Annotated in this window: 11 protein-coding genes and 3 tRNA genes; 7 read left to right on the plus strand and 7 right to left on the minus strand. The window is 76.0% G+C overall.

Annotated elements, in window-relative coordinates; genetic code table 11:
• Positions 1-28: 28 nt before the first annotated feature.
• Entirely contained in the window at positions 29-3904 is a 3876-nt protein-coding gene (locus OH807_RS22230) for a PAS domain-containing protein (RefSeq protein WP_406201630.1), read from the minus strand.
• 177 nt (positions 3905-4081) lie between these two features.
• Between OH807_RS22230 and OH807_RS22235 the strand changes: the two genes are divergently transcribed.
• The 3 genes from OH807_RS22235 to OH807_RS22245 all read left to right on the plus strand — a co-directional run bounded on the left by OH807_RS22235 (position 4082) and on the right by OH807_RS22245 (position 4662).
• Positions 4082-4175, plus strand: a tRNA-Ser gene (locus OH807_RS22235).
• 303 nt (positions 4176-4478) lie between these two features.
• Positions 4479-4554: transfer RNA gene (locus tag OH807_RS22240), tRNA-Arg, on the plus strand.
• Positions 4555-4586: 32 nt separating this feature from the next.
• Positions 4587-4662: transfer RNA gene (locus OH807_RS22245), tRNA-Arg, on the plus strand.
• 82 nt (positions 4663-4744) lie between these two features.
• On the opposite strand, the gene OH807_RS22250 is transcribed toward OH807_RS22245, so the two are convergent.
• Entirely contained in the window at positions 4745-5944 is a 1200-nt protein-coding gene (locus OH807_RS22250; RefSeq protein WP_406201633.1) for a globin domain-containing protein, read from the minus strand.
• A gap of 10 nt (positions 5945-5954) precedes the next feature.
• Positions 5955-6371, minus strand: coding sequence for a globin domain-containing protein (locus tag OH807_RS22255; RefSeq protein ID WP_406201635.1), 417 nt, complete (start codon positions 6369-6371; stop codon positions 5955-5957).
• A gap of 328 nt (positions 6372-6699) precedes the next feature.
• Between OH807_RS22255 and OH807_RS22260 the strand changes: the two genes are divergently transcribed.
• The 3 genes from OH807_RS22260 (at position 6700) to OH807_RS22270 (ending at position 12547) form a co-directional block, all read left to right on the plus strand.
• Entirely contained in the window at positions 6700-9987 is a 3288-nt protein-coding gene (locus OH807_RS22260; RefSeq protein WP_406201638.1) for an Ig-like domain-containing protein, read from the plus strand.
• A 185-nt stretch (positions 9988-10172) separates the two neighbouring features.
• Positions 10173-11474, plus strand: a complete 1302-nt coding sequence (locus tag OH807_RS22265; RefSeq protein ID WP_406201640.1) for an SPFH domain-containing protein — start codon at positions 10173-10175, stop codon at positions 11472-11474.
• A complete protein-coding gene (locus OH807_RS22270) occupies positions 11471-12547 on the plus strand; it encodes a C40 family peptidase (protein ID WP_406201642.1) in 1077 nt (358 codons plus the stop codon). Before OH807_RS22265 ends, OH807_RS22270 begins: the two co-directional genes overlap by 4 nt.
• A gap of 137 nt (positions 12548-12684) precedes the next feature.
• On the opposite strand, the gene OH807_RS22275 is transcribed toward OH807_RS22270, so the two are convergent.
• Positions 12685-13650 carry an aldo/keto reductase gene (locus OH807_RS22275; RefSeq protein ID WP_406201644.1) on the minus strand — a complete coding sequence of 322 codons (966 nt, stop codon included), beginning with the start codon at positions 13648-13650 and terminating at the stop codon, positions 12685-12687.
• Positions 13651-13954: 304 nt separating this feature from the next.
• Between OH807_RS22275 and OH807_RS22280 the strand changes: the two genes are divergently transcribed.
• Complete coding sequence (locus OH807_RS22280; protein WP_406201647.1) at positions 13955-14158, plus strand: hypothetical protein; 204 nt, start codon at positions 13955-13957, stop codon at positions 14156-14158.
• A gap of 45 nt (positions 14159-14203) precedes the next feature.
• On the opposite strand, the gene OH807_RS22285 is transcribed toward OH807_RS22280, so the two are convergent.
• The 3 genes from OH807_RS22285 to OH807_RS22295 are packed head-to-tail and all read right to left on the minus strand — an operon-like array spanning position 14204 to position 16858.
• Positions 14204-15238, minus strand: a complete 1035-nt coding sequence (locus OH807_RS22285; RefSeq protein WP_406201649.1) for an endo alpha-1,4 polygalactosaminidase — start codon at positions 15236-15238, stop codon at positions 14204-14206.
• Positions 15239-15260: 22 nt separating this feature from the next.
• Positions 15261-15956 carry a spherulation-specific family 4 protein gene (locus OH807_RS22290; RefSeq protein WP_406201652.1) on the minus strand — a complete coding sequence of 232 codons (696 nt, stop codon included), beginning with the start codon at positions 15954-15956 and terminating at the stop codon, positions 15261-15263.
• The gene (locus OH807_RS22295) at positions 15953-16858 is read right to left on the minus strand and encodes an NAD-dependent epimerase/dehydratase family protein (RefSeq protein ID WP_406201656.1); all 906 of its coding nucleotides are present in this window, start codon (positions 16856-16858) and stop codon (positions 15953-15955) included. Before OH807_RS22295 ends, OH807_RS22290 begins: the two co-directional genes overlap by 4 nt.
• Positions 16859-16862: the final 4 nt, after the last annotated feature.

Raw genomic sequence — 16862 nt, forward strand, 5'->3', positions numbered from 1 at the left:
GGCCCTCGGCCGTACGCCTGCCGGTCCGTCAGCCGGCCGCCGCGACGCCGGCCTCGCCCATGGCGCCGATCCGCCCGAGCAGGTCGACGATCCGCGACTGGACGTCCGCGCTGGTCGAGCGCTCGGCGAGGAAGAGCACCGTCTCGCCGGTCCGCAGCCGGGGCAGCTCGCGCGGGTCGAGGTCCACCGAGGTGTAGACGACCAGCGGGGTGCGGTGCAGCCGGTCGTTGGTGCGCAGCCAGTCGAGCAGGCCGACCCGGCGGCGGCGGATCTGGAAGAGGTCCATCACCACCAGGTTCGGCTGCACGCTGCTGGCCCGGGAGACGGCGTCGTTCTCGTCCACCGCGTGCTCGACGTGCATGCCGCGCCGCTCCAGGCTGCTGATCATGGCGGCGGCGATGTCCGGGTCGCCCTCGACCAGCAGGACGCGCGGGGCGTGGTGCTCCCCGTCGCGCGGGGCGAGCGCGCGCAGCAGGACGGCCGGGTCGGCGCCGTACGCGGCGTCCCGGGTGGCCTGGCCGAGGCCGGCGGTGACCAGCACCGGGACGCGGCTGTTCAGCGCGGCGGTGCGCAGCGACTGCAACGCGGTCCGGGTGATCGGGCCGGTCAGCGGGTCGACGAAGAGCGCGGCCGGGAAGCCGGAGACCTGCGCGTCGACCTCCTCGCGGGAGCGGACGATCACCGGGCGGTAGCCGCGTTCCTGCAGCGCCTGCTTGGTGGCCGGGTCGGGCTCGGGCCAGACCAGCAGCCGGCGCGGGCCGCCGTCGCCGCCGGGGGTGGCCAGCACGGGGTGCTCGGCCGGGTCGTCGTGACCGGCGGCGGGCAGTTCCGCCATCGGCCGCGGCGCCGGTCTGGCCTCCTGGACGGCGGGCAGCTGCGGCGCACCGGCCGCGGCGGGCCCGCCGGTGGGGGCGGCGGCCAGGGCGGGCAGTGCCTGCGGAGCGGTCTGCGGCGGGATCGGGAACGCCTCGCCCGGAGCGGGCGGCGCGGCCGGTGCGCCGTGCTCGCCCGGCGTACCGGGCGGGGCGGGCAGCGCGCGCGGCGGCGTCAGCTCGGCCAGACCGGTGCCGACCGGCTGCGGGGCGTCGGGGCGGCCGTCCGCCGTCGTACCGTCCGCTCCGGACGCGGGCAGCGCGGGCCGGGCGGGGGCCAGGGCCGTTCCGGCGGCCTCGGGCGTGCCCGCGGCCGGTGCCTCGGTGCCGGGGCCGGGCGGGACGGCCAGCCGGCGGCGGCGGCCGGTCGGCGCGGCGGCCGGCTCGGGCGGTGCGGGCGCCGGACCGGTGGGCAGCGCGTGCTCCAGACCGGGGTAGAACGGCATGCCGGGGTCGGGGGCGCCGGGCAGCGCGAACCCGCCGGACGAGTCCTCGGCGGCGGGCAGGGCCCGGCGGCGGCGGGAGGGCTTGGACTCCGCGGCGCCGTCGGCCTCGGGGCCGATCGGGGTGCCGCCGGCGATCGGGGTGCCGCCGGCGGGAGTCCCGTCGACGGCCGTCCCACCGGCGGGCGTGCCGTCCGGGGAGGTCACGCCGGTGGTCGAGGTCCCGGCGGCCGGGGTGCCGTCGGGGGCGGCCGGTCCGTCGTTGCCGGTCCGGTCCGCGGCGGCGGGGCCGAGCGCGAGCGGGCCGCGCGGGCCGGCCGGGGCCGGCTCGGGGGCGTTCTGCTCCGCGGTGCGGTGGTCCTCGGACCGCTCGTCCGGGCCGTCCACCGGGACGGCGTACGCGGTGCCGGAGCGGCCGTCGTCCTTGCCCCACGGGTCGGTGGGCTGGGCCGTCGGAGCGACGGGGGCGGGCCGCCCGTACGCGGGGTCGTTGCCGGTGCCGTGCCACTGCTCGGGAACGGCCCGCTCGACGCGTGCGGGAGCGTGCGGCCACTGGTCGGCGGCGCCGGCCGCCGCGGCGGTCGCGGTCGCGGCAGCGGGGACGGCCACCGGAGCGGAGGGCACGTCGGCGGGAGCGGCCGGAGGAACGGGCGGTTCCTCGGGGGCCGGCCGGCCCCGGCGCCCGCGCCGTTCGGCCACCGGCTCGCCGGCCGGGTGCTCGTCCGGGCCGGGCGTGCCGGTCTGCGGATCACCGGTGCCGGGCGCGGTCTGGCCGGCCGCACCGGGCCCGGAGGCCCGCTCGCCCGCCCGCAGCTCCGGGGCGGCACCGGCCGCGCCGCTGCCGGGCGTCGCCTCGGCCTCGTCCTCACCGCGCCGGGCGGTGGGAAGCTGCGGGATGCCGGGCAGATCGGGCAGGACGGCGGAGTCGGTCTCCTTGGGCCGGTCCGAGCGGCCCTCGCCGGCCGAGCGCTCGGCGGCGGCCTTCGCTGCGGCCGGGTCCAGCGGCAGTTCGACGACGTAGGTGGTGCCGGCCTTGCCGGGCAGCTCGTGCGGCTGGAGCACGCCGCCGTGCCGCTCGACCACGGCCCGGGCGATCGGCAGGTGGACGGGGCTGCCACCGCGACCGGGGCCGCGGATCTCCACCCGGGCGACGTCGCCGCGCTGCGCTGCGGCGAGCACCACCATCGGGACGTCGCCGCCGGCCGCCGGCAGGGCCGGGGTGCCGGGCGCGGCCAGGCCGGGTGAGGGGAGGACGGGGACGGCGTCCAGCGAGAGCGCGACGCCGCTGACGTCGGCGACGAGGTGGGCCAGCGCCTGGGCGAGCCGCTGCTCGTCGGCGATCACCTCGACGGCCGCGGCGTGCACGGAGAACCGCACCCGCCCGGCGCCGACGAGTTCGCCCGCGTGCTCGACGGCCTGCCGGACCACCTTGTCCAGGGCGACCGGGACGCGCTCGGCGGCCTTCCGGCCGCTCCTGCCCTCGGGCCGGGCCTCGCCCTTGCCGTCGGCGGCGGCCGCCGCCTCGCCGGCCTCGGAACGCTGGTGGGCGAGCACGCCGTCGATCAGCTTGCCGAACCGGCGGCACTCGTCGGCCAGTCGGCGCAGGGTCCAGTTGGCCTCCGGCCAGAGCTGGCCGGCCGGGTCGGCGGCGAGTGCGTCGATCCGCCGGTGCAGGGCGGTCAGGGCGCCGCCCAGCTCGCTCTCCAGGACGGCGGTGAGGTGTTCGTTGCGGGCGACGAGGGCCAGCTCACGGCTGCGGTCGGTGAAGGTCATCACCGCGCCGACCAGCTGGTCGCCGTCCCGGACCGGGGCGGTGGTGAGGTCGACGGTGACGGGGCGGCCGTCCTTGCGCCAGAGCACCGTGCCGCGGACCCGGTGCTTGCGCCCGGAGGTGAGGGTGTCCAGCAGCGCGGACTCCTCCAGCGTCAGCGGGGTGCCGTCGGCCCGGGAGTGCTGGATCAGCGGGTGAAGCTCGCGCCCGCCCAGCTCGCTCGCCCGGTACTCCAGGATGTGCGCGGCGGCCGGGTTGACCAGGACGCAGCGGCCTTCGAGGTCCACGCCGAGCACGCCCTCGGCGGCGGCGCGCAGGATCATCTCGGTCTGCTTGTGCTGACGGCGCAGCTCCGCCTCGACGCCGAGCCGGCTGGAGAGGTCGCGGACCAGCAGCAGGAGCAGGTCACTGCCGGAGGACCGGGAGCCGTCGCGGTACGGGTCGTAGGGCACCAGCGGGGAGAGCGCGTAGCCGCGCCCCTCGCCGGAGCCGTCGTCGGCGAAGTCGTTGCCGGACACCTCGACCGGGAAGGCGGTGCCGTCGGTGCGGCGGGCCGTCATCCGGACCGGGCGGTCGAGCGCGTCGTCCGGCCGCGGGGCAGGCCGCATCGAGCCGGGGATCCGGCTCGGGTCGAACTCGGGCAAGAGATCGAGGACGCCCATGCCGACCAGCGAGGTGCCGGGCGTCTGGAGCGCCTGGACGGCCGCGTTGTTGGCATCGACGACGGTGCCGTTGCTGTTCACCAGCAGCAGCGCGTCGGGCAGGGCGTCGAGTATGGCGGCGAGGCGAGCAGCGCCTCGGATCGGCCTGCTGCTCACGTCGACAGGTCTCCTCGGCTCAGGGCAGCTCCTCCGGAGACCGCAGTATCTCATTCTTCTTTGCGGCGGGGAGGACCCGCCTTGTAACGTGGTCGGCGGTTGGTGTCGGGCCCCCGGGTTGTGGCATCATCACAGGCACACGGAACGGGTCCGCCATGCGGGTCGCGGTTCATGTGGGGAGGCTTCGCCTAGTCCGGTCTATGGCGCCGCACTGCTAATGCGGTTTGGGTCTTAAAGCCCATCGAGGGTTCAAATCCCTCAGCCTCCGCCAACCGGGAGCCCCGTCGACCATCAGGTCGGCGGGGCTTCTCGCATGTCCGGCCGCCCGCGGTTCGCAATGGTCCGCAATGGTCCGTGGTGGTCCGCTGCCGTACGTGCCGGGCGCAGGCCAGGAATCGGGGCGGACGCGGGCCGGGGTGCCGGCCCGGCGGGGCGTCCTGGTGGTGGCCGGTCCGGCGCTCCGGAGGGGCCGGCCGGCCGCCCGCCGGGGGCCCGGATCAATCGATTTCGCCCCGCGTCGCAGGTCATGTAATGTTGTCCCCGCACCGCCCCGGTGGAACGTTGACCAGGGCGAGCGCTCATAGCTCAACGGATAGAGCACTTGACTACGGATCAAGAGGTTGCAGGTTCGAATCCTGCTGAGCGCACCAAACCCCCGCAAGACCGGATTCGTCCGGCCCTTGCGCTCATAGCTCAACGGATAGAGCACTTGACTACGGATCAAGAGGTTGCAGGTTCGAATCCTGCTGAGCGCACCAGCGAGAAGCCCCCGGCCACCGGCCGGGGGCTTCTCCCGTTCCCGGGCCGGCCGGTGGCCGTCCGCCGTCCCGTCGCCGTGGGTCAGCCCTGCTCGGTGGGGTGGGTCCAGGGCGCGTCCGGCTCGCCCGGGAACCAGGACGAGGCCGGCGGCCGGGCCCGCCGGAAGGTCGCGGGCGCCGGGTCGTGCCGCACCAGGCCGGTGTCGGCGCCCAGTCCGGCGAGCAGCGAGGTGAGCGCCGGCGCGAGGTCGGGCGGTCCGCTGAGGTGGACGTCCCAGCCGGACCAGTCGCCGTGCCGGAGCAGCGCGTCGCGGACCAGCCCGATCGCGCCGTCCCGGCCGTCCCCGGGCCCGCCGGCGGCCAGCAGGACCTTCAGCCGGCCGCACCGGGCGAGCAGCCGTTCGACGCTGGCCAGGTCGTACTGCTCCACGTCCGAGCGGGCGGCCAGCAGGACGGTCACGTCACGGGCGGCGCGTTCGGCGTCGAGCTGCTCCAGCAGGGCCTTGGTCTGCCCCCAGCCGGTGCCGCCGGCCACCGCCAGCAGCGGCCGGGGCGACCAGGGGTCGAGGACGGCGTCGCCGAGGGCCGGTCCGAGCCGCACGGGCTCGCCGGGCAGGACGTCGTCGACCAGCGCGGTGCTGAGCAGCCCGCCGGGCACCCGGCGGACGTGCACGTCCAGGCTGTGGTCCGGGCGCGGGGCGTTGGCGATCGAGTACGGGCGCCAGACCCCCGGCACCCGGGGGCTGCTGAGGGTCAGGTACTGGCCGGGGACGAACGGGTAGGGGTGCACCGGCGTGAGGGTCAGCACGGCGATGTCGGCGGCGGCGCGCCGGCGGCCGGTCACCTCGGCCTCCCAGTGGACGGGCGCGGCGGCCGGGGGGTGGGCGGCGATCTCGGTCATCACCCGGGTGATCACCGTGCAGGCCTCGGTCCAGGCCTTCTCGATCTCCAGCGTCCAGGAGTGCCCGGAGAAGTGCCGTACGGCGGCGACCAGACTGGACCCGACGGCGGCGCAGTACTCGGGGACGGCCTGGACGCTGCGGTGGTCGCGGCCGAGCGCCCGGAGGTACTCCGCGAGCTCCTCGGGGCTCCCGATCCGCAGCACGAGCTGGGTGAGCGCGGCGAAGAGCCGGTTCCGCCGCTCGGCCATCTCGTCGGGGAAGAACGCCCGCACCCCGGGGTTGTGGGTGAACAGGTGGGCGTAGAAGTACTTGGCCAGGTGGTCGGCGCGGCGCTCGACGACGGCGAAGCTGGCGCGGACGACCGCGGGGTCGAAGGGCACCGCGACCCCGCTAGGCGGACTGCGCGGTGACGAGGGCCTGGGTCATGGTGCCGGCGACGACGCCGTAGACGGCGGCCCAGGAGGCGGCGGTCTCCGGGGTCCAGGCCTCCCCGGCGAAGTGGGCCAGGGTGGCCAGCAGGCTCGCGCCGACGGCGGGGAAGTGGCCGGGGAGCGCGCCGTAGCCGGCGTGCCGGGTGCCGAGGTCGCGCAGCAGGCCGACCAGCGTCCCGGGGTCCTCCACGTGGGTGACCAGCGCACCGATCGCCGCCCAGAGCCGGTCCTGCTGCTCGTCCAGGTGCTCGGCGAAGAGCTCGCGCACCTCCGGGCTGTGCTCGAACAGGTGCTGGTAGAAGTACCCGGCGACGGCGGCGCCGTGGGGTTCGACGACCGCGAAACTGCTCTTGATGAGAACCGGGTCAATAGTCACGGGCCCCGACTCTACTGAGCGGGCGGCCAATTCGAACAGAGCAGACCGATGAATGGTCAGGTACCGGACAGTGGCGTTCTGTTGGAATCCGGCGGGATTCACCTCGATACACCGCCTAATGGATGAAATGCATCCCTTTCGGGTACATCCTGTCCTGCCGGTCGGATGACCGCCAATCGGGTGGGACACGGCCAAGAGTGCAGGTGTCGCAGTATGACCGGCCCAGGATCGTGATTCCTTTTTGTCAGATCTTGTGCCCAGACTGCCCGGCCACCTCCCGGCCTCCGCCCGCGGGCCACTCTGGCAGCCGATCCCGAAGGAGAGCCGGATGAGCCGACAGATGTTCCGCGACGCCACCCTGTCCGCCCCGGCCCGGCACCGGCGTGCCGTTCGGGCCGCAGGGTGGTACCGGCTGCGCCCGGCGATGGCCGCCGGAGCGTCGGCGGCCGTCGTCGCCGGACTGCTGATCGGCTGGAATCCGCCGCTCTCCGCCGCCCAGCAGTCCCCTGACGGCTGGTCGGGGGAACACCGCGCCGTCCTCCCCTCGGGTCTCGCCGTCCAGCTCGACTTCTCCGCCGCGCCCGGCGTCTCCGTCATTGCCGCCCCGGGCGAAATGGCCGACCGTGCCGGAGGGGGGCGGGCGGCCGCCCTCTATACCGACGGCGTGCACCCCGGAGATCCCGCCCAGGCCTTCCGCATTGCCGAGGAACGTCCGCAGGCGGACGGTTCCTGGCGAACCGTCGGAACGCTTCAGCTCACCTTTTCCCGGCCGGTCCGCAATCCCCGGCTCCACCTCGGCGGGCTCGCCGCAATGGCCACCGGGAAAACCGGCGGCACCAGTACCGCCACCCGGCTCACCCTCACCGGCGGCTCGCCGGGCGCCCCCACCCTGGTGAACCGCACCGACTGGCCCGGCTGGACGGTCGACGGCAACACCCTCGCCCCCGCCGGGGCGGACGGCACGGCCGACGCCACGGCCGGCTCGGCCGCCGAGGGCACCCTGGAGCTGGCCGGTACCTTCCGCACCGCCGTCTTCCGGGTCGAGCAGCGCTGCACCGCCCGGGCCGGCTCCACCACCCCGCCGGAGCCGCTCGACCAGACCTACACCGTCACCCTGGACGAGGGCGTCAGCACCGCCCCACAGCCCTACGGCAACGCCTCCCACCTGCTCTCCGACCTCTTCCTCGGTGCGGACGCCGGCAGCCAGGCCCGGCTCGCCGGGCGGCCGGCCACCGCCGGCGCGCGCGGGGGGAGCACCGCCGACCGGCCGCTCGTCCGGCTCGACCACGACGCCGTGCTGCGCAGCGTCTGGTCCAACCCCGCGCCGCCGCAGCTCCAGCCCGGCCGCGGGGAGTACCAGGGGGCCGATCCGGCCGTCAGCTACCCGACGGACGCGGCGATCGGCCGCTACTACCGGCTCACCGTCCCGGTCGCGGTGGGCGGGGCACCGGCCACCCTGGCCGGCTGGATCGACTTCGACCGCAACGGGCGATTCGACCCCACCGAGCGGGTGCAGACCGAGATCCGGCCCGGCGCGGACACCGCCACCCTGGAGTGGACCGTCCCCGCCAACGCCGCCTCCGGGGAGATCTGGACGCGGCTGCGGATCGGCCGGGACGCGGCGCAGCTGGTGCCGCCCGGCGGCTTCGCCGACTCCGGTCAGGTCTCCGACCAGCGGATCCGGCTCACCGTCGGCGCCGCCCGACCCGAGATCGTGAGCCCGGTCGACGGCACCGTGGCCTCCGACGCCCGCCCCCAGGTGCGCGGCGAGGGAGGGGTGGACGGAGCGACGGTCGAGGTCCGCGAGGGCGACACGGCACTCTGCCGGGCCCGGGTCGAGAAGGGCGGCGGCTGGACCTGCCGGCCGGCCGCCGCGCTCGGCGCCGGCGCGCACAGCCTCACCCCCGTCGAGACCACCACGGGCGGTGTGGTGCTGCGTGGCGAGCCGGTCCGGATCACCGTGAAGACCGCACCGCCCGCCGCACCGGTGCTCACCCTCCCCGAGTACACCAACGACCCGGGCCTCCAGCTGACCGGGACGGGCGAGCCGGGCAGCACCGTCGTGGTCGCCGACCGGCCGGCCGGGCCGCGCGGCGGTGCCGGCGCCGATCTGTGCGGCACGGCGGTGGGGGCCGACGGTGCCTGGTCCTGCCTGCCGGTGGAGAACCTGCCGGACGGGCGGCACCAGCTCACCCCGACCGCCGTCGACGCGGCCGGCAACCGGACGCCGGGCCGGCCCGCCGTGCTGGTGGTCGACACCGTGGCGCCGGACCGACCGGTGCTGACCGTGCCGGCCGCCGGCGAGACCGTCCGGGTCGCCCGGCCGAAGCTGGCCGGGCGGGCCGAGCCGGGCGCCAGGGTGATCGTCACCGCCCGGGCCGGCAGCGCGGCCTCGGCCGAGCGGATCGTCGCCTGCGGTGCGACCGCCGCCGTCGACGGCAGCTGGACCTGCACGGCCAACCGGGACCTCGTGGACGGTGAGCAGTGGCTCGTCGTCACGGCGACCGACCAGGCCGGGAACGGGACGGCGGCCGATGCGGTGGCGGTCCGGGTCACGGCGGCGGTCGCCCCGAGTCCGGCTGCCTCCGGTTCTGCTGCACCGAGCAGCCCGGCTGCGTCCGGCACTGCTGTTCCGAGTTCTGCTGCGCCGACCAGCCCGGCTGTCCCGAGCCCGGCTGCCCTGAGCCCGGCGGCGGCGAGTCCGGCGGTTCCGGCCGGGGCCTCGCCCGGGGCGGCCGTTTCGGGGGCGGCTTCCGTGCCCACCGAGGCCCGGCCCACGGTTCCTGCGCCGGCGTCACCTGCCCTGCCCTCGACGGTCACCCCGACCGTTCCTGTGCCGACCGTTCCTGCGCCGACCGTGTCGGGAGCGGCGGCCTCGGCGGCACCGGGCGTCCCCTCGCCGTCGGTGCCTGTCCCACCGACCCCCTCCGTGCCGACCCCCTCCGTGCCGACCCCCTCTGCGCCGGTTCAGGCCACGCCCGTTCCGACTGTCCCGCCTGTCCCGTCCGTGCCGGTCGGGCCGACCGTTCCCGTCACGGCGCCCGGCACGGCGCCCGAGCCCGCGCCGGAACCGGTCGCGCCCGGCCTGCTGCCGATCACCGTCCCCGTGGCGGCCGGTCCGGCGGTCCGCCCGTCGGCGTCCGGCGCCCGGCCCACGCCCCTCGCCGCGCAGCCGGGCGCGACGCCGAGCCCGACGGTGTCGCTGTCCCCTTCCCCGTCCCCGCAGGCCACCCCGTCCCGCTCCGCCACCGACCCCGCGTCCGCGGTGCCCACGATCTCGCCCTCGCCCTCCACCGCGTCCACCGCGCCCGCCGCGACGCCGGCGGTCTCGTCCCCGCCCGCGTCGGCATCCGTCCCTGCGGCGTCCGGCTCCGCCGCGCTCCCGGCGGGGGCGGTGCCTGCCGGGCAGGTGTCCGCCGAGGCCCCCCGGGCACTGGCCGCGCCGCCGGCCGACCAGTCCGCCGGGGCCGGGGTGGAGTCGTCGCGGGCGGCGTCCGACCGCTCCCGGTCGGACGGCTGGCGCGGCGGCCTCGCCGGTGTCCTGCTGCTGCTCGCCGGGGTCGGGCTGATCACCCGCCGGGTCTTCGCCCGGGGCCCCGGCGCGCGGCGGCGCTGAAACCCCTCCGACCAACCGCTCATGTGCCTGCGCGTCAGATCGGCTTCGGATGATTCGTCAGGAAATGTCGACACGTACTATCGCAAATGTCGCATTTGATGACGTATGAACTTAGCCTGACTCTGGCACTGCCCGTCAGATCCGGGCCGCCCGTTGCGCGACACACTGAACCTGAGGATCCGTGCATGGACGTCACCCGCGATTCTTCGCAGCGACCCGACCACCTGCCCGAGCCGGCGCTCCCGGTGCTCCCGGCCCTGCCGGAACGTTCCGTCTCCGGCTCCAGCCCGCTGGCCAGGGCCTCCAGAACGGCCCGCACGGCCCCCGCCGCCGCGGCGGCCCCGGCGCCCAAGGTGGGCAAGCCGGCCGACGGCCACCCGCCCACCACGGCGGTCCTGCCCGGCCCGGCAGGCGCCTCCGTCGACCTGCGCGACCCGCTGGAGACGGCCGGTCCGGAGACCGTCGAGCTCCCGGAGGCCGCCCCGGTGGGAGCGGTCGCCACCCCCGCCCGCCGCCCTCCGCGCGCCGATCAGACACTGCGCGAGCACGCCGCCACCGCGCTGCCCGGCTGGATCCCCGTGCTCGCCCTGCTGGCGGCCGTGGCGGTCGTCCTGCTGGTGCTGCTGCGCGACGGCGTCATCCCGTCCTGGGAGGCGCTGCCCGACCTCCGGGCGGCGGCCGTCCGGGAGGGCCGCCAGGCCGGAGTGGGCACCGGATCGGTCGCCGCCGTGGTGGCCGCGGGCCTGCTGGTCGTCCTCGCGCTGGCCGGGCTGCTGGCCAATGCGGGCGGCGAGACCAGGGTGCTCACCCGCTGGGGCCGCTACCGCGGCACTGTGCGGCGCACCGGTCTGGTCTGGGTGAACCCGCTGCTCCGCCGCCGCCGGGTGGACGTCCGGCTGCGCCACTGGCGCAGCGAGCCGGTCAAGGTGGTCGACCGGACGGGCACGCCCATCGTCGTCCGGCTGCTGATCGTCTGGCGGGTCAAGGACACCGCCCGGGCGCTGCTGGCGCTCGACGACCACGAGAACTACCTGCGCGAGCAGGTCCAGGCGGTGCTCACCCGCACCGCGTCCATGCTCCCGTGCGACAGCAACGCGGGGCCCGGCCCGGCGCTGCGCGACGGGCAGTGGTTCGCCGACGAGCTGACCAGGTCGCTCGTGGCGGAGGTCGCCCCGGCGGGCCTGGAGGTGTACTCGGTGCAGCCGCTGGCGCTGGACTACGCGCCCGAGGTCGCCGAGTCGATGCGGCGTCGCCGGCTGGCCGATCTGGACGCGGGCCTGCGGACGGTGCTGGTGGACGACGCGGTGGAGGCGGCGGCGCTGGCCGTCCGCCGGTTGGAGCGGGCCACCGCGCACGAACTGGACGAGGCCGCCCGCAGCGCACTGATGGAGCAGCTGTTGGTCGCGTTCGTCGCCCCGGCCGGAGTGGCCGCCTCGGTACCGCCCCCGGCCGCCCGGGCCGGGCGGAAGGAAGGACGACCGGTATGAAGATAGCCACCGGCCCGGAGGCCGGCTTCGCGACCGACCCGGCCCCGGAGTTCGACGCGTACGTCGCCCGTGAGCCCGCCGACGGGTTCGATGCGGAGCTGGATGCCGGCCTCGACGCCGACGCCGCACTGATCGGCTTCGAGGAGAGTCTCGGTGCGGTCCCCCCGATCGCCGGCTGCGGCTGCCTCAGTTGCGCGGCCCGGCCGCGGACCGCCCGGCCCGCCGCGGCGGCCGGTGGCGCCCGAATACACCGCGCCGTACGAAGTACCTGCCTGGCCACCACCGTGCTGGCGGGAGCCGGCGTGGTCGGCCTGACGGCCGGGGCCGGGTCGGCGCACGCGGCGGCCGGCCAGCAGGGCTGGGACGGTTCGAAGTACTGGTTCAAGAACGCCAGGGGCGAGTGGCGCTGGACCGGCCGCTACGACGTCTACCTCGACCGCACCGGGAAGGCCGGCAAGCCCGCCCAGCCCGCGAAGCCCGCCCAGCCTGCGAAGGGCGGCGGCTCCGCCGGCACGACGGCCCCCGCCCCCGGCGGTGCGGCCGCGTCCACCGGGATGCGCCAGGGCTGGGACGGTTCGAAGTACTGGTTCAGGAACAGCGGTGGCGAGTGGCGGTACACCAGCCACTACGACATCTACCTGGCCCGCACCGGACAGTCCGACGGCGGCGAGGTCGCCGGGGGCGGGTCGAGCGCGGACGCGCCGGACTCCGACGGCGTCGAGGCGGCCGTCGACTACGCCCTGGCCCAGCTCGGCAAGCCGTACGTCTGGGGCGGCAACGGTCCGTCCGGCTACGACTGCTCGGGTCTGGTCCAGCAGGCGTACCGGCGCAGCGGGGTCAGCCTCCCGCGGGTGGCCGACGACCAGTACGCGGCCACCACCCCGATCAGTGCGGGGCAGCTGCACCGCGGTGACCTGCTGTTCTGGTCGGACACCGGCCGGGCCTCGGGCATCCACCACGTGGGGATCTACCTGGGTGGCGGCACGTTCGTCGAGGCGCCCCGGCCGGGGAAGACCGTCCGGGTCTCGACGCTCAGCAGCGGCTTCTACCCGACCCACTTCGGCCGTCCGTAGCCGGACGCACGCAGGCCCCCGACGGGACGATTCCCGTCGGGGGCCTGCGCGCGTCGGCCGGAGCGACGCCGTCCGGGCGAAGAGCAGGCGGAGAGCAGGCGGAGAGCAGACGGAGTGCAGACGGAGGGCAGGGGAGGTCAGGCGGAGGCGGCGGTCAGCCGGGTGAGCTGCTCCTGGGTGAGCCGCAGCGAGGCGGCGGCCAGCAGCGGCGGGAGCTGCTCGACCGTGCGGGCGCTGGCGATCGGGGCGGCGACCGTCGGGCGGGAGCCCAGCCAGGCCAGGGCCACGGTGGCGAGCTCGACGCCGTGCTCGGCGGCAACGCCGTCCAGCGCCGCGAGGACCTCGGGGCCGCGCGGGTCGGCCAGGTAGCGGGAGGCACCCTCGGAGCGGGCGCTCGCGACCTCGCCCGCGCCGGGGCGGTACTTGCCGGTCAGGAAGCCCGAGGCCAGCGCGTAGTACGGGACGGTGGCGAGGCCGTGGTCGGCGACCACGTCGGCCAGCGGGCCCTCGAAGGTCGCCCGGGACACCAGGTTGTAGTGCGGCTGGACGGCCACGTACTTGGCCAGGCCCTCCTGCTCGGAGAAGGCCAGTGCCTCGGCGAGCCGCTCGGCGCCGATGTTGGAGGCGGCGATCGCGCGGACCTTGCCCTCCTTCACCAGCTCGTTCAGCGCACCGAGGAACTCCTCGACGGGGGTGTCGTCGTCCTGGTGGGTGTAGTAGAGGTCGATGTGGTCGGTGCCGAGGCGGCGCAGTGAGCCCTCGACCGAGGACTTGATGGTGCCCGCGCGGAGGCCGCGCGCCTCGGGGTGCAGGCCGACCTTGGTCGCGATCACCACGTCGTCGCGGTTGCCCCGGCTGCGCAGCCAGTTGCCGATGATGGTCTCGGACTCGCCGCCGCTGTTGCCGGGGACCCACGAGGAGTAGGTGTCGGCGGTGTCCACGAAGTTCCCGCCGGCGGCCGCGTAGGCGTCCAGGACGGCGAAGGACTGCTCCTCGTCGGCCGTCCAGCCGAAGACGTTGCCGCCGAGGGAGAGCGGGTGCACCGAGAGCTCGGAGGTGCCCAGCCGGACCCGGCCGGGGGCGTCACTGTGGTTTCCGGTCATGACCCGAGTCAACCCGATGGCACGGCCCGGCATTCCACGATCCGGACCGACTTCACAAGCTTGTCGCACCCCTGTCGTACGGGCGCAGCACCGGGGTGGGCACCGCCCCCGCACCGCCGCCGCACCGCCCCCGCCGGTCGGTCGGCCGGACGGTCGGAAGGGGTGGGCACGAGCGGCGGGCTTGCGGGCGGGCGCGGTGGCGGGCGCAGGACGGCCCGGAGCCGGGGCGGAGAGTGTGGGGAGTGCGTGCCGGAGGAGGGTCCGGGGTGTCGGCCGGGCCTGCGGATTCGTTAGAGTCCGTGCCATGGCTGACAACGACTACGACCCCGCCGGCAGCACCCAGATGTTCCGGGCGTTCGTCGACGAGACCCCGGCACCTCAGGCACCGGGCTCCGTCTCCACCTACGGCAGCAGCAGCTCCGGCGGCAGCCGGACCGGCGTGATCGCGGCGATCGCCGTCGTCGCGCTGGTCGTGCTGGGCGCCGTCGTCTGGCTGGCGGTCAAGTAACCCTCCCGACGGAGCGCCTGGCGGACCGCCCGCCCCCTCGCTTGGTCAGCAGGGCTTCCGCCAGGCGTCCAGTTCGAGCTTCTTCTGCATCGAGCTGAAGCCCAGGGCCTTCGTCCGGTCGCAGAACTTCTCCGTGCCGAGCTTGTACTCGACGTGGAAGACCGCCTTGCCCGCCTGGATGAACGGCGAGAGCCGGGCGCACTCGTCGAACTGCGCGCACTCCTCGTTCACGGCGAAGTCGAAGTCGGGCAGCAGGGCGGGGATCTGGTCCAGATCGTTCTTCAGGCCGATCGCCATGCCGCGTTCGTGCGCGAGCGTGGCCAGCATCCGGTTGTAGCGGAGCTGGTCGTCGGCGGTCAGCGGGAAGCCGCTGTTCTGGTTGTACGCCTCGATGGTGTCCGGCTCGATGGCGTCGAAGCCCTTCTGCCGGCACATGTCGAAGCGCGCGGCCATCAGGGGCTTCAGCTGGTCGAGCTTGCGGATGTCGAACCACTTCTCGCCCTTCCAGCCGTTGCCGCCGCCCTGGAGGGCCTGGGCGAAGGCGGTGGCGTCGGGGCGGAAGGACTCCCATGAGCCGGCGTTGATGTAGCAGATCACCTTGCGGCCCTTGGCGTGCAGCGCGGCGACGGTCGCGGCGTCGGTCTCGAAGCCGTCGATGTCGTAGACCGGGACGTCCACCGACTGGTCCACGCCGCCGCCGAGCTGCCACTGCCAGGCGAGGCCCGGGGTGGGCTGCCAGCGGGCGCCGGACGGCTTGCCCGGGGTGCCGGGAACGGCCGGGGTGCCGGGCGTGCCCGGGCCGGACGGGGTGCCGGGCTTGCCGGGAGTACCGGGAGCGGCCGGAGTGCCGGGCGCGGGCGTGCCGGGGGTGCTCGGCGTGTCCGGGGCCCCGGGGACGGTGGTCGCGGGGTCGGACGGGGTGCCCGGGACGGGGGCGGCGGTGGCCGCGGGCGGCTGCGCGCCGGTGGCGTCGGCCGAGGGGTCGTTCTCGTCCTCCGAGTCCGAGCTGCTGCACGAGGTGGCCAGCAGGGCGGTGGTCAGGGCGAGGGCGGCCAGCAGGGGCCGGGAACGGCGGGTCACGGTACTCGAACTCCGGATCGGGTCAGGTCGGTTCGGCGACGGTCAGGCCGTGCGGCAGGGTGGTCCAGGGGTTGTCGCCGGCACCCGGGACGGCGCAGCCGACCCCGGCCCGGCGGGCCGTGATCAGGGCGACGGCGTCCCGTGCCTCGTCGGCGGGGACGTCGTACACCAGGTGGCAGAAGCGGGCGGCCGCGTGCCGGCCGGTCCACAGCGGCAGCGTCATCTCGCGGTAGGCCGTCCAGTCCCCCTCGAAGGTGACCAGCAGGTCGGCGAGGCCGACCTCGGCGTAGCCGGGGTCCGGGTGGTCGCCGTGGCCGAACACCACGGTGGCGCAGCCGGCCGCCCGGGCCGCGGTCGCGAGCCGGCGGTAGTGGGCCAGCGCGCCCGGGTGGGTCGCGACCTGGTCCAGGTAGACGCCGGTGATGCCGTGACGCTGGCGGTAGGTCAGGATGTCGTTCACCACGGCGGCGTGCGAGCGCCGGCCGTAGTCGGTGTCGGCGTAGCCGAGCAGCGGGAGCCCGGCCTTGCGGAGCTCCTCGGCGGCGTCGGCGAAGACGTGGTCGGGGGTGTCGCCGGGGCCGTCGGCCAGGTTGAGCACGACGGCGGCGATCCGGTCCGGGTCGGCGGCGGCGACCGCCTGCCAGGCCGCCGGGTCCACCGCGGGGTGGACGTACAGCGGCACCAGCAGGCGGCCGTCGGGGTGGCTTGCGCCGGTCATGCGGTGACCAGTGGTTCGGTGCTGAGCCAGAGGTCGCGCAGGGTGTCGGCGAGGCCGGTCTCCGGGTGCCAGCCGAGCTCCCGGGCGGCGGCCGAGACGTCGGCCTGCTGCCAGGAGACGGCGGCCGAGCGCTCGGAGCCGGCACCGCTCTCGTCGATCCGGCCGGTGAAGCCGGCCGCCGCGACGAGACCGTCGGCGATCGCCCGGACCGGCTGCGCCCGGCCGGAGGCCAGGTTGAGCACCCGGGGCAGCGGGCGGTCGGCGGTGACGGCCAGGCCGACCGCGCGGGCGATGTCCCGGGCGTCGACGAAGTCGCGGTGGGCCGAGAGGTCCCCGACCTCCACCACGCCGTCGGTGCCCTGCGGTGCCACCCGGCGCAGCTCGGCGACGAGCCGGCCGGGCAGCGAGCCGGCCGGGGCGCCCGGACCGACCGGGTTGAAGACCCGCAGCACCACGGCGTCCAGCGGCGAGCCGGTCACCGCGAGGGAGCCGGCCAGCTTGGTGGCGCCGTAGACGCCGACCGGGCGGGCGTCGGCGTCCTCGGCGAGCGAGCTGCCGGGGTCGCAGACGCCGTACTCGCCGGCCGAACCGATGTGCACCAGCCGGGCCTTCGGGGCGCCCTGCTGGACGGCCTCGCAGAGGACGGCCGGCCCGCGGGCGTTGACCTCGGCCAGCTTGACCGCGCTGCCGGCCACCGCGCCGGCGAAGTTGACCACCGCGTCGGGGGCGAGCGCGGCCAGCTCCTCGCCGAGCGGGCCGGCCTGGGCGGTGGCGAGGTCCAGGCGCAGGTCGTGGTCGTCCCGGCGTCCGGCGGTCAGCACGGTGGCACCGGGCAGTGACCGCAGGACGGCGGCGGCGTGCCGGCCGAGGAAGCCGTCCGCGCCGAGCAGCAGGATTCTCACGCGG

Source organism: Kitasatospora sp. NBC_01560 (assembly GCF_045208415.1).
Taxonomy (GTDB): Bacteria; Actinomycetota; Actinomycetes; order Streptomycetales; family Streptomycetaceae; genus Kitasatospora.

Excerpts from the sequence above, each read along its gene's own strand:
- OH807_RS22275 (WP_406201644.1), bottom strand. The coding sequence starts at position 13,650 with ATGACCGGAAACCACAGTGACGCCCCCGGCCGGGTCCGGCTGGGCACC.
- OH807_RS22280 (WP_406201647.1), top strand. The coding sequence starts at position 13,955 with ATGGCTGACAACGACTACGACCCCGCCGGCAGCACCCAGATGTTCCGG.
- OH807_RS22265 (WP_406201640.1), top strand. The coding sequence starts at position 10,173 with ATGGACGTCACCCGCGATTCTTCGCAGCGACCCGACCACCTGCCCGAG.
- OH807_RS22290 (WP_406201652.1), bottom strand. The coding sequence starts at position 15,956 with ATGACCGGCGCAAGCCACCCCGACGGCCGCCTGCTGGTGCCGCTGTAC.
- OH807_RS22270 (WP_406201642.1), top strand. The coding sequence starts at position 11,471 with ATGAAGATAGCCACCGGCCCGGAGGCCGGCTTCGCGACCGACCCGGCC.
- OH807_RS22260 (WP_406201638.1), top strand. The coding sequence starts at position 6,700 with ATGAGCCGACAGATGTTCCGCGACGCCACCCTGTCCGCCCCGGCCCGG.